Source organism: Streptomyces sp. NPDC020489, from assembly GCF_044386545.1.
Taxonomy (GTDB): Bacteria; Actinomycetota; Actinomycetes; order Streptomycetales; family Streptomycetaceae; genus Streptomyces.
In genome coordinates, this window is record NZ_JBIRUZ010000020.1 from 105,393 (window position 1) to 117,811 (window position 12,419).

Consider the following 12,419-nt stretch of genomic DNA (forward strand, 5'->3'; position numbering starts at 1 on the left):
GGGGGTGGTCCTCGCGTGCGCGCGCGAGACGTGTGCCGCCGTGGTGCGACGTTCAGCGGGCCTTGCAGACGCCGTGTCCGTTGGCGGGGTCGGCGTCGTTCAGTCGGCGGATGAGTTCGCCACAGAAGGCGTCCCAGGCCTCGCAGGTGCGGAGCCATTCCTCGGTGGCTGTTGAGGCGGGCGTGCGGGTCTTCTCGACCTCCTCGAACTGGCGGGCCCAGTCAGAGCCGCTGATGAGCTGCCAGCCGAGGGTTCCGGGGTCGTGGGCGGCCTTGAGCGGGTAGCCGCGTTCCCAGCCGATGAGGGGGATGGCAAGGGGTTTGACGATGTCTTCCCATACGCAGCTGCCGCACATGGTGTCGTCGGGGCGTACGAGGGTCGTGAGGGCGGTGACGATGTTGGTGATGGCGCGGAGTCGGGGTTCAGCGGCGAGGGCGCGCTCAAAGTCGGTGTGGGTGGTCTGCATGTGGTCCTCCGGGGTGGGTGTGGCGTCGACAACGTCCCCGTCCCTAAGAGACGGGACGGGGGACGGAGTCGTCTGACCGCGTCCCGGACGGAGTCGGGACGGAGTGGGACGGAGTCGGTTCGTTGCTGGTTTCCGCAGGTAGGGTCGTTCGCGACTCCGTCCCGTGACGGCCTGTCAGGTTGCTGCTTGCGGGACGGAGTCGCCGGGACGGAGTCGCTAGTCCAGTGACCTGCTCTTTTGCCCCGCACCTGCCTGACCTGGCGGGGCGCCACGGGACGGAGTGGGACGGAGTCGCGCATCACTTCGCCCCCTGCTGAGGGGGAATCGTGTGCAGGGTCGCGCGCCGCGGACCGGTCGTACGGATGATCCGGCCATCGGAGACGAGCCGCTCGACCGCCTTCCGCGTGACGCTGCCTCGCCCCAACACCCGCTCCTCGATGCTGGTCTTGCTCAGCGGTGCCTCTGCCTTGGCCAGAACGCGGAGCACTTCTTGGGCCCGCTCCTCGATCTCTGCGTTCTCCTTCGCGAGCTGGTCCCGCTCGGCGGTCGCCTCGTCCGACTCATCGGATCGCTGAATTGGCGGGTACAGGTGCGCTTCGGCGAACTCGTCACCCTCGGAACGGATCACCAGGTCCGCGAACCAGTGCATCGGGTTCTTCCCGCCCGGCAGCGCGTGCTTACGAACCTGCGCCGGCCGGTCCTTGGCGACGCGGAGCCGTGAGCGGCCCTCGGTGTTGATGCCGAAGGGACGGACGGCTTCGAGCATGTACTGGACACCGTCGACGGCGTTGAGCTTGTGGACGCCACCGAGGCTGTACCGGCCGCGGCTCTCGTTGTTCTTCACCACGTGGTCGAGGGGAACGACGGCGGCCCCGGTGTCGGCCAGGGGGCGCAGCAGCATCCGGCCGAACTTGGCGATGTCGGTGTTCTCCTTGAGCTCCAAGCCCATCATCGTCATGGCCTCGGTGACGCCGTCGACGACGGCGAGGGTCGCCTCGAACTCGCGGACGCGTTTCACGAACGCCTTGAGCAGCATCGGCGACGGGGCACCCCCGGGCCGGACGTAGTGGAATCGCTCGGCGATCACGTCGGGAGTGCCGCCGATCAGCAAGAGACGGCCGATCACGCCCTCTTCGGAGTCCTCGAAGTCGAGGTAGAAGACGTGGTTGCCGCGGTTGATCTCGACGAGGCAAGAGATCAGGGCCACCCATGACTTGCCGGCCTCGGATTCGCCCTGGATGCCGTTGACGCGGCCCGGGTAGAAGAGGCCGATGCCGTCGTCCCTGGAGCCGACCGTGGGCAGGCTGGGCTTGTACGAGCCGCTCAGTACAGGCGACAGGTCGACGTCATCCCAGTCCGAGCCCGACGTCTTCGCCCCGGCCGCGAAGGTGTCCAGGTCCGTGACTGCGGTGAGGGCAACCTCGATCGCGGCCTCAAGGTCGTCGTCGTGCTCGATGCGGGTGAGCGCTCCGCGGAGTTTCGCCGCGATCCGGTCCCGGATGGTGATCCTTCGAAGCTCTTCCGCGTGCCAGAGCGCATCTCCGACGTTGCAGCTCCCCAGGAGGCTGAAGACGGCGGGGCCGCCGATCTTCTTCAGCAAGTCCTTGGGCATCGCCTGGTGGAGAGCGCCGTAGTCGACCGGAAGGTCGGCGGAGATGCGCTGCGCAAGGAGGTCCCACACTGCGCGCGCTGGCGCGTGTCGCAGCATGTCGGGCGTAACGACCTCGGCGAGCGCGGAGAACTGGCCCGAGTTGAGCAGGGCCGTACCCACCACGGCCTTCTCCAGGTCGAGGCGGGCCTCTTCTCTGGCGCCCCACTGAGGCGCCTCAGGCGTGGTCAACGGTGCTCGTCCTCCGGGGACTCGTCACGGGCCGTGATCTCTGCCTCGGCCTGTGCGAGCACGTGGTGCGTGATCCGGCGCGCGGCGGCGCGCACGGTATTCGGACTGGGCTGCTGTGCAAGGAGCTCGCGGACGACGTCGCGGAACTGGTCCCAGACGGCGCGGTCGTCAATGCGGGAAGGCCCCGCCGCGGTGGCGGCGGGGCTGTCCTGCGCCGGGCATCCGGTCATCAGCTGTGGGCCTGGTGGTCGGTGAACACGCGGTCAGCCAGCTGGTCAACGTGATTGAGGAACACCCGCAGCTCCGCCGTCTTCTGACGGACCGAAGCCGCGTTGTCGAACTCGGCGTTCCCCAGGCAGACCGTCGCGTGCGACTTGCGCCCGGACAGAGCGACCATCCCGGCGTCGATGAGCGTCCCCTGCCCGGTCTCGTCTGCGACCTTCAGCAGGCCGAACCCGCTGTGGTCGTAGTGCGGGCCGGTCTGGTCGCAGTCGCGGTAGATCGGGCATGCGTCCGTCTTGGCGCAGTGGCTGATGATGAGCTGGGCGATGGCGCCGAGGGTGCCGTCCGGGTCGGTGGACTCGGCGACCTGCTTGCGGACCACGTTGAAGAACTCGTCGAGGGTGGTGCTGCCGAGGCCGGCGGCGTTCATCGCGGCCTGGTTGGCGTCGAGCTGGGCGACGGCTCGCGCGCTGTGGCTGGTGGTGTGCTCGCGGGCCGTCTCGGCGAGCTGGTCGGCACGCTCGCGGGTCTGCTCGGCGGCCTGGACGGCAAACGGGAGGTGACCGTTCGTGGGCGGGATGGCGGGCGTCGGGATGGTCGCGCTACGCTTCATGGTGAGACTCCAATCAGCGGCCGGGTTGCCCCCCGGCCGTTGTGCTTTGTTCAGGCGATGGACACGGGGTTCTCGGACGGCGCCGCGGTTGCCCCCGCGGCGTCGTTGCCGTTCTGCTCGGCGTCGAGTCGCTGCACGAACTGCTCCAGCGCGTCGGCCGGCACCCGGCGGGAACGGCCGATCTTGATGCTGCGCAGCTCACCCGACGCGATCTTGGCCTTGGCCGTCGTGAGACCGACGCCAAGCATCTGCGCTACCTCGTCGGCCCGGTACAGGATCGGGGTCAAGACGATCTCCAGTGAGTAGGTGACTCCGCGAACGCGGCGCCGCTTACTCACGAAGGTAGAGGGTCGGCGACGGTCGCGCAAGTACATGGAGACACTTACTCACGCGCGTGGCGTCACTTGCTCATTGCGTGGCGCCCTGCCATGCTCGGGACATGGCGCTGCGCATCGGAACGTGGGAGATCGACATCCGCCCGAAGGGGTGGACTCGACTCAAAGACGAGGACGGGGGGCCCGTGGTGTACATCCAATTCGCGGTCCCTGAGGCTCCGGGCGGGCGCCTGGACATGCTCGCTGTCGTGATGGAGCCTGGCGCCGACGAACCCTTGACTGGCCGTACGTGGCGGCGAATCCCGCTGGCCACGGTGGAGCAGATCCTGACGGGCAGCGACATCGCTGCGGACGTGCATGACATCTTCACCTCTCAAAGCACGCTGGCGGCCCCAACCTTGGACGCACTGCACGAGTACTTCGAGACGCGGAACAGCCCTCCCCATTACGTGCCCCACACGACGATCAAGTTCGAGTCCGACTCGATGGTGGGCGACGGCACAGACGGCGATCCGACCGGCAAGTTCCCGATCGTCCGCCCGCCCGAGGGGCGCCTTACAGACGAGTTCCTACAAACCGTGGCCGACGCCTACCGCTGGTTCAATGCGGCTGGCCGTTCGCCTGCGCCCTCGATCTCCGAGACGTCTGGCGTGCCTGTGCGCACCGTCCATCGCTGGATCTACGAAGCCAGGAAGCGGGAGATTCTGCCTCCCGCTCGGCCGGGGCGCGCGGGATGAGTGGCCGGCGGGCGAACGGCGACAGCTCGGTCTACTTCTCCGAGTCTGACGGGAAGTGGCACGGCTGGGTGACCGTCGGCACGAAGCCGAACGGCGCCCCGGATCGGCGCCACCGTATGGGGGCCGACGAGAACGTCGTGCGCGCCAAGGTGCGCCAGCTGGAGCGCGAGCGCGACGCAGGCAAGACGAAGAAGGCCGGCCGCCCGCCCACCGTCCAGCAGTGGCTGACGACATGGATGGACACGGCCTGCGCGCGGAAGGTGGCCGACGGGACGATGAGCCCGCGGACCCTGGACGACTACCGCTCGAAGTGCCGCCTGTACCTGTTCCCGGGGATCGGGAAGCACCGCGTCGACAAGCTCGCCGCCGAGCACCTGGACGCCCTGTACCTCAGCATGATCAAGCGAGGCCTCGCGTCCGGCACCGTGCTGAAGACCCACCGGATCATCGCCCGCGCGCTGAAGGTGGCGATGCAGCGGGACATCGTGACGCGGAACGTCGCCACCCTCGTCGAGCCGCCGCAGGCTGCCGAGGAGGAAATCGAGCCGTTCAACCAGGCGGAGGCACGCGCCCTGCTCGCCGAGGCCGCAGAGCGCCGCAACGGCGCCCGCTGGTCGGTGGCATTGGCGCTCGGGCTGAGGCAGGGCGAGGCGATCGGTCTGCGCTGGAAGTACGTCGACCTGGACAACGGTGTTGCGAAGGTCTGGTGGCAGCTCCAGCGGCTGACGTGGCAGCACGGGTGCGAGGACGCGCACGCCTGCGGGGAGAAGCACCATCGCAAGGCGTGCCGGAGGAACTGCACCATCCACCAGAAGTACAAGCGCGGGTGCCCTAAGCCGTGCCCGAAGGACTGCACCGACCACGCCAAGGCATGCCCGAAGCGTACGGGCGGCGGCCTGGTGTTCCGGGAGCCGAAGGGCAAGAACAAGAGGCTGGCCCCGATCCCGCCCCCGCTGGTGCCGCTGCTGAAGGCGCACCGCGCGGAGCAGCTGCGCGAGCGCCTGGCGGCCGGGGAGCTGTGGGAGGAGAACGACCTCGTCTTCTGCCAGCCGAACGGCAAGCCGATCGACCCGCGGATGGACTGGGAGGAGTTCAAGGACATCCTCACCGCGGCGGGCCTGCGCGATGCCCGGGTGCACGACAACCGGCACACGGCCGGCACTCTCCTGATTGAGGCAGGGGTGAGTCCTCGCGTCGTGATGGAGATCCTCGGTCATAGCTCGATGCGGATGATGACGCGCTACACGCACGTCGCTTCGGTCCTCGCGAACGATGCGGCGAAGCGGATGGGGGACGCGCTGTGGGGCTGAGCGTTGTACCGCCGTTTGTGGCAATGGCAACTAGCGCTGCAACTAGGCCAAATGCAGAACAGCGGCTCCCGGAAGGAAACCGCTGGTCAAGCATGGAGCCGCCTTCGGGATTCGAACCCGAGACCTACGCATTACGAGTGCGTTGCTCTGGCCATCTGAGCTAAGGCGGCGCGCTGTCCGCACTATGGTGCGATCAGCAACGTCGGTAAGTCTACACAGTTTCCGGAGGTGCTCCGCACCAGCCCCGGAGGCACCCCCGAGGCACCCCGCAGGCACCCCCGAGGCAGGCATCCGGGGCCAGGAAGAGCGGCTCCGGGAGCCGGACGAAGAGGCTTCGGGCGCCCGGGGAGAGAGGCTCCCGGGCCACCATCACCCCTGTCCGCGCCCGCTCACCCGCACCGCTTCCCCTCCGCAGGCGCGGCCCCCCGTAGGAGGTACGCGTTGATCGCGGCGTCGACGCAGGAGCTGCCGCGGCCGTATGCGGTGTGGCCGTCGCCCTCATAGGTCAGGAGGCGGGACGAGGTGAGCTGGGCGGCGAGGGCGCGGGCCCAGCGGTACGGGGTGGCCGGGTCCCGGGTGGTGCCGACGACGACGATCGGGGCGGCGCCCTCGGCGGTGATGCGGTGTGGCTCACCCGTCGGCCGTACCGGCCAGTACGCGCAGTTCAGGGAGGCCCAGGCGAGGCCCGCGCCGAAGACGGGGGACGCCTTCTCGAACTCGGGCAGCGCCTCGCGCACCTCGTCCGGGGAGGAGAAGGCCGCGGGGAGGTCGAGGCAGTTCACGGCCGCGTTGGCGAACATCAGGTTGGAGTAGCGGGCCCCGGCGTCCCGCTCGTAGTAACTGTCGGAGAGGGCCAGCAGTCCCGCACCGTCCCTCTCCTGCATCGCCGAGGTCAGCGCCTCGCGCAGTTGCGCCCAGGCCCCCTCGTCGTACATCGCCGCGATCACCCCGGTGGTGGCGAGGGACTCGCCGAGCCTGCGGCCGTCCGCGTCGCCCGTGGGGATCGGCCGGGCGTCGAGTTTCTCGAAGAACGCCTTGAGGTTCCCGCCCACGTCGTCGGCCTTCTTGCCCAGCGGGCAGTCCGACTGCTGCACGCAGTCCCGCGCGAAAGACCGGAACGCCGTCTCGAACCCCGCCGTCTGGTCCAGGTTCAGCCGTCGCGCGGGCAGCGAGGGGTCCATCGCGCCGTCCAGGACCAGCCGGCCCACCCGGTCCGGGAAGAGACCGGCGTACGTCGCCCCGAGGAAGGTGCCGTACGACGCCCCGACGTAGTTCAGCCTCTCGTCGCCCAGCGCCGCCCGCAGGATGTCCATGTCACGCGCCGCCTCGACGGTCGAGACGTGGCGCAGCAGAGCGGCCGAGCGGGCGCCGCAGCCCTCCGCGAACTTCCGGTACGCGCCGACGAGCCGCTCGGTCTCCGCCGCGTCGTCCGGCGTCGTGTCGGTCTGCGTGTACGCGTCCATGTCCCGCCCGTTCAGACACTTGACGGGCTCGCTGCGGGCGACGCCGCGGGGGTCGACGGCGACCATGTCGTACCGGGCGCGGATCTCGGCCGGGTAACCGATCCCGGCGTACGCCTGGAGGTAGCCGACCGCCGAACCCCCCGGCCCGCCCGGGTTGACCAGCAGTGAGCCGAGCGCCTTGCCGGAGCCGGTCGCCTTCTTGCGGGAGACGGCGAGGCGCACGTCACCGACGTCCGGCTTGCCGTAGTCGAGCGGCGCCTTCAACGTGGCGCACTCGAATCCGGGCACCCCGCAGCTGCGCCAGTTCAGCTTCTGCCCGTAGTACGGCGAGAGGGCGGCCGGCGTGGACTGCGGCAGCGCGGGCAGCACCGCCGCCTCCGCGGTCGTACCCGCGGGACCGCTCCCGGCCGAGCAGGCGGACACCACCAGCGCGGCGACGGCGAGAAGGGCACCGCCGGTACGTGAACGCCGGTGACGGGGCGGGGCGATCGGGTGGGCCGGGCGAGGGCTGCGCCTGATGTACATCAACCGAGCGTAACTCTGCGCAGCCGCCCGGTCGCCATCCGTGCACACGGCGGCTCGTACGAGGGACCCCGGTCAACCTCCAGTTGATCAGATCAGGAGCGGACTCGCCTCAACCCGCTCTCAGCGCCATCGTCATCGCCTCCACCGCGAGCAGCGGCGCCACGTTGCGGTCCAGGGCGTCACGGCACGCGGCGATCGCCTCGATCCGGCGGAGCGTGGCCTCGGGGGTGCTGCCGCGGGCGAGGCGCTGCAGAGCGTCCTCGGCGTCCGCGTTGGCGATCGCCACCCGGGAGCCGAGCTGGAGGGCGAGGACGTCGCGGTAGAAGCCGGTGAGGTCGGTCAGGGCGACGTCGAGGCTGTCACGCTGGGTACGCGTGCGCCGCCGCTTCTGCTTGTCCTCCAGGTCCTTCATCACGCCCGCGGTGCCGCGCGGCATCCGTCCACCCTGGGAGGCGCCCATGGCCGTCTTCAGCTCGTCGGTCTCCTTGCCGTCCCTCTCCTCGGCGAGCAGCTTGGCGTCCTCGGCGGCCGCGTCGACGAGTTCCTGGGCGGCCCTGAGGCAACCGCCGACGTCCTCGACCCGCAGCGGCAGCTTGAGGACGGCAGCCCTGCGCTCGCGCGCGGCGGGGTCGGTGGCCAGGCGCCGGGCCCGGTCGACGTGCCCTTGCGTGGCCCGGGCGACGGCCGCGGCCACGTCGGGCTCGATGCCTTCCCGGCGTACGAGGAGGTCGGCGACCGCGTCGACGGAGGGGGTCCGCAGGTTCAGGTGCCGGCAGCGGGAGCGGATGGTCGGCAGGACGTCCTCGACGGAGGGGGCGCACAGGAGCCAGACGGTACGGGGGGCGGGCTCCTCGACGGCCTTGAGCACCGCGTTGGCCGACTTCTCGTTCAGCCGCTCGGCGTCCTCCACGAGGATCACCTGCCAGCGGCCGGTCGCCGGTGAGGTGAACGACTTGCGGACGGTGTCCCGCATGTCGTCGGCGAGGATCTGGCTGCCGACCGCGGCGACGGTGGTGACGTCGGCGTGGGTGCCGATCAGCGCCGTGTGGCAGCCGTCGCAGAACCCGCACCCGGGGACCCCGCCGAGCGCCCGGTCGGGGCTCACGCACTGCAACGCGGCGGCGAAGGCGCGCGCCGCCTGGGTCCGTCCGGCGCCGGGCGGGCCGGTGAACAGCCAGGCATGGGTCATCTTCGACGCCTCGGGCGGCGGGGCGGCGGTGGCGACGGCGGTGACGAGCGCGTCGGCGTCCCGAGCGGCGGCGGCCAGCTGCTCGCTCACCTTCTCCTGGCCGACGAGGTCGTCCCAGACGGTCATGGGTGGTGCCGCCCTTTCGTCACGGTGGGGTGCTACGGAGCCCGGTTGGCGTGCGGGCCCCGGGTGGGGGTGCGGGGTCCATTGTGCGGGTCGGCACTGACAACGGCCCCACCGACCGCCCGGCCCCGGCCCTGGCCCCGGTCAGGCGCACCGCCCGCCACCACGCTGAGCCGCACCCTCGGACCAGCGGACCCGCGGACCCGCCACCCCGCCGCACCCGGCATCACCCCCGGCGCCCCCGCCCGCCACGCCCCCGCTCGCCGCCGAACTCCTCACCGTCACGCGGTCCGAGCAGCTCGTCCGCCAGGGACGGCAGGTCGTCCAGCGGAGTCTCCTCGGCCCAGTCCGACCGGGCCCGCTTGCGCGGCTTCCCCGACTCGTCGACCTGGGGCATCTCCCGCGTGCGGCCCTCGGTCCCGTCCGGGCCCGCCTGCTCTTCCCGGAAGAACCCCGGCGGCACCCGGTCCGTGGCGGTCTCTCCCGGTACCGGGGGCAGCACCGCGGTCTCGTCGGCCGCACCCGGCACCACCGGCGGCAGCACCGCCGTCTCGTCCGCCGCACCCGGCACCACCGGCGGCAGCACAGCCGTCTCGTCGGCGGCCCCCACCGGCGGCAGCACCGCCGTCTCGTCCGCCGCACCCACGGGCGGCATCGGCAGCTCCGCGGTCACCTCGCTGTCGGAGGCGGCCTTGGCGGGGGGCGCGTCGGCGTCCCGCACCGGTCGCAGCACGGCCGTCTCCTCGGCCGGGCCACCCGACGCGTTCGTCGGCGTCACCACCGGTGTGGGCCTGGTCGGCGCCTCCGGAGGAACGACCGTCGGCGGTACCGGCTTCTTCGGCCCCGCCGCCGCGGCCGCCGCGGCCTGCTCGGCGAGCCGGCGTGCCTCCTCGGCCCGCCGCAGCGCCTCCTCGGCCTTGCGCTGCTTCTCCAGGCGCCGCGCCTCGGCCTCGGCGTGCAGCCGGGCCTCCTCCTCGGCCTGCTGGCGGCGCCGTTCCTCGTCGGCCCTGCGGCGCGCTTCCTCCTCGGCCCGCGCCTTCTCCTCGGCGAGCAGCCGCGCCCGCTCCTCCTCGGCACGCCTGCGTGCTTCCTCGGCCCGCAGCCGGGCCTCCTCCGCCTGCCGTTCGGCCTCGCGGCGCTGCGCCTCCTCCAGCTCGCGGCGCTTGCGCTCCTCCTCCTCGGCGCGCAGCCGTGCCAGCTGCTCCTGGCGCTCACGCTCCAGGCGCTCCTCCTCGGCCTTGCGCGCGGCCTCTTCCTCGGCCTTGCGGCGCGCTTCCTCCTCGGCCCTGCGGCGGGCCTCCTCCTGCTCCCGGATCTCCTGCTCGGACAGCGGCAGCAGCTGGTCGAGGCGGTGGCGTACGACGGTGGTGACGGCCTCGGGCTCCTGGCCCGCGTCCACGACCAGGTAGCGCCCGGGGTCGGCGGCGGCCAGGGTGAGGAACCCGGAGCGCACGCGCGCGTGGAACTCCGCGGGCTCCGACTCCAGCCGGTCCGGCGCCTCGGTGAACCGCTCCCGGGCGATCTCCGGGGAGACGTCCAGCAGAACCGTCAGATGCGGCACCAGGCCGTTCGTCGCCCAGCGGTTGATGCGGGCGATCTCGGTCGGGGACAGGTCACGGCCCGCGCCCTGGTACGCCACGGAGGAGTCGATGTAGCGGTCGGAGATCACGATCGCGCCCCGCTCCAGCGCCGGACGCACGACGGTGTCCACGTGCTCCGCGCGGTCCGCCGCGTACAGCAGCGCCTCCGCACGGTGCGAGAGCCCGGCGCTGGAGACGTCCAGCAGGATCGAGCGCAGCCGCTTGCCGACGGGCGTCGCCCCCGGCTCGCGCGTCACCACGACCTCGTGGCCCTTGGCCCTTATCCACTCGGCGAGCGCCTCGGCCTGGGTGGACTTCCCGGCGCCGTCCCCGCCCTCCAGGGCGATGAAGAAACCGTTCGACGCGGGCGACGTCACCGGGTCGTCCCCGCCGAGCAGCGCGTCCCGCAGGTCGTGCCGCAGCGGCACCCCGGAGCGGTCGTCGACCTTGGCCAGCACCAGCGCGGCCACCGGCAGCAGCAGCGCGCCGACCAGCATCAGCGTGAACGCGGCACCGCCGTGCGCGAACACGAACTTGCCGTTCTCCAGCCGGTGCGGCCCGATGAGCGCGGCCACCAGCGGCGCGACGACCGCGCCGAGCGCCACGAAGACCCGTACGACCGCGTGCAGGTGCTCGGTCGTGCGGCCGCGGCGGTAGTCCTCGGCCTCCTGGTCGAGCAGGGTGTGCCCGGTGTTGGCGGCGACGCCCGCGCCGACGCCGGCGAGCGCGACGATCAGCAGCACCGTCGTCACGTCCGGGACGAGACCCGCGGCCAGCAGCGCGACGCCGGTGAAGGCGATCGCCAGCGCGAGCAGCCGGCGCCGCGAGAGCGAGACGAGCACCTTGGGCGCCGTCCGGATGCCGACGACGACCCCGCCGGTCAGGGCCAGGACCAGCAGGCCGTACGTCACCGGCCCGCCGCCCAGGTCCTTGGCGTGCAGCACGGTCACGGCGACGGACGCGGAGATCGCGCCCGCGACGGCGGCCGAGGCGAGCACCAGCAGCGGGAGCGCGCCGGTGCGGCCCTTGTCGACGCCGGTGCCGGTCTTGGGGCGGCGCATGCCCTCCAGCGGGGAACGGGCGCGGGGCGTCCGCGTGTCGGGCAGCTCCAGGAAGGTCAGCACCGACAGGGACGCGGCGAACAGGCCGGCCGCGACGTACGAGGCGAGGGCCGCCTGGTGCTGGTCGAACCAGTCGATGCCGGTGCCCAGCAGGTTGTTGAGCAGGGCGGCGGTGACGAGCGCGGCGGCGGCCAGCGGGATCGCCACGAAGCCCGTGCGCAGCGACAGGCGGCGCAGCGCGTCCATGTGGTCCGGCAGCGGCCGTACGGTCGCGCCCTCCGGCGGCGGGGCCGGCAGCAGGGCGGGCGCCGCGCTCTCCCGGCACACCGTCCAGAAGCGCTCGGCGACGCCGGTCACGAAGGCGGTCACCAGCAGGACGGCCAGGGCGTTGTCCGGCGTCCAGTCGATCCACAGGGGGGCGACGATCAGCGCGAGCGCCCGCACGGCGTCCGCGCCGACCATGGTCCAGCGGCGGTCGAGCGGGCCCTCCTGGGAGGTGAGCGAGGTCAGCGGGCCGAGGAGGACCGCCCCGAAGAGCAGCGTGGCCAGCACGCGCACCCCGAAGACGGTCGCCACTGCGAACGCCACGCCCCGGTAGCCGCCGCCGAAGGAGCCCTCGGCGATCGCCGCCTGGAGGGCCAGGAGGACCAGCACCAGCAGGGCGAGGACGTCGCCGACACTCCCCACGAGCTGCGCGCTCCACAGCCTCCTGAGCTGCGGTCGCCGCAGCAGGGCGCGCACGGCGCGCTCACGGGAGTCCGCGGCAAGGGCGTCGTCTGGGGCCGGGTGGTGGGCCGTTGGCTGCTCGGCTCGCGTCATGCTTTCAGCCTATCGGGCGGCACCGACACCCGGCCGCGCCCGTCCGAACGTGCGCACGCCCCGACACCAAACCGATGCCGGGGCGTTCGTTTTGCGAACCGCTGGTGAAGGTCAGCGGCACGACGCGCGTCATGCC

The 12,419-nt window shown here is 71.9% G+C and carries 10 protein-coding genes and 1 tRNA gene; 2 read left to right on the top strand and 9 right to left on the bottom strand.

Features of this window, described 5'->3' with window-relative positions; genetic code table 11:
• Positions 1 to 52 precede the first annotated feature (52 nt).
• From ACH41F_RS37995 to ACH41F_RS38015, 5 genes are all read right to left on the bottom strand, one after another.
• Positions 53 to 466, bottom strand: a complete 414-nt coding sequence (locus tag ACH41F_RS37995; RefSeq protein WP_398839569.1) for a hypothetical protein — start codon at positions 464 to 466, stop codon at positions 53 to 55.
• Positions 467 to 764: 298 nt separating this feature from the next.
• The gene (locus tag ACH41F_RS38000) at positions 765 to 2,306 is read right to left on the bottom strand and encodes a DnaB-like helicase N-terminal domain-containing protein (protein ID WP_398839570.1); all 1,542 of its coding nucleotides are present in this window, start codon (positions 2,304 to 2,306) and stop codon (positions 765 to 767) included.
• Positions 2,303 to 2,536 carry a hypothetical protein gene (locus ACH41F_RS38005; RefSeq protein ID WP_398839571.1) on the bottom strand — a complete coding sequence of 78 codons (234 nt, stop codon included), beginning with the start codon at positions 2,534 to 2,536 and terminating at the stop codon, positions 2,303 to 2,305. Before ACH41F_RS38005 ends, ACH41F_RS38000 begins: the two co-directional genes overlap by 4 nt.
• Positions 2,536 to 3,141: a hypothetical protein gene (locus tag ACH41F_RS38010; RefSeq protein WP_398839572.1), complete on the bottom strand. Its 606-nt coding sequence runs from the start codon at positions 3,139 to 3,141 to the stop codon at positions 2,536 to 2,538. The genes ACH41F_RS38005 and ACH41F_RS38010 overlap by 1 nt, the downstream gene beginning before the upstream one ends.
• Before the next feature lie 50 nt (positions 3,142 to 3,191).
• Positions 3,192 to 3,428: a helix-turn-helix domain-containing protein gene (locus ACH41F_RS38015; protein ID WP_398839573.1), complete on the bottom strand. Its 237-nt coding sequence runs from the start codon at positions 3,426 to 3,428 to the stop codon at positions 3,192 to 3,194.
• Positions 3,429 to 3,580: 152 nt separating this feature from the next.
• Here ACH41F_RS38015 and ACH41F_RS38020 point away from each other — a divergent pair, with 152 nt between their 5' ends.
• Positions 3,581 to 4,213, top strand: a complete 633-nt coding sequence (locus ACH41F_RS38020) for a hypothetical protein (RefSeq protein WP_398839574.1) — start codon at positions 3,581 to 3,583, stop codon at positions 4,211 to 4,213.
• Entirely contained in the window at positions 4,210 to 5,523 is a 1,314-nt protein-coding gene (locus ACH41F_RS38025) for a tyrosine-type recombinase/integrase (protein WP_398839575.1), read from the top strand. The genes ACH41F_RS38020 and ACH41F_RS38025 overlap by 4 nt, the downstream gene beginning before the upstream one ends.
• Before the next feature lie 93 nt (positions 5,524 to 5,616).
• On the opposite strand, the gene ACH41F_RS38030 is transcribed toward ACH41F_RS38025, so the two are convergent.
• The 4 genes from ACH41F_RS38030 to tmk form a co-directional block, all read right to left on the bottom strand.
• A tRNA-Thr gene (locus ACH41F_RS38030) sits at positions 5,617 to 5,693 on the bottom strand.
• Positions 5,694 to 5,912: 219 nt separating this feature from the next.
• Complete coding sequence (locus ACH41F_RS38035) at positions 5,913 to 7,511, bottom strand: alpha/beta hydrolase (protein ID WP_398839576.1); 1,599 nt, start codon at positions 7,509 to 7,511, stop codon at positions 5,913 to 5,915.
• 109 nt (positions 7,512 to 7,620) lie between these two features.
• Positions 7,621 to 8,826, bottom strand: a complete 1,206-nt coding sequence (locus ACH41F_RS38040; protein WP_398839577.1) for a DNA polymerase III subunit delta' — start codon at positions 8,824 to 8,826, stop codon at positions 7,621 to 7,623.
• A 223-nt stretch (positions 8,827 to 9,049) separates the two neighbouring features.
• Positions 9,050 to 12,283 (bottom strand): dTMP kinase, encoded by a 3,234-nt coding sequence (gene tmk / locus ACH41F_RS38045; protein WP_398839578.1) that lies wholly within the window; start codon positions 12,281 to 12,283, stop codon positions 9,050 to 9,052.
• Between the last annotated feature and the right edge of the window lie 136 nt (positions 12,284 to 12,419).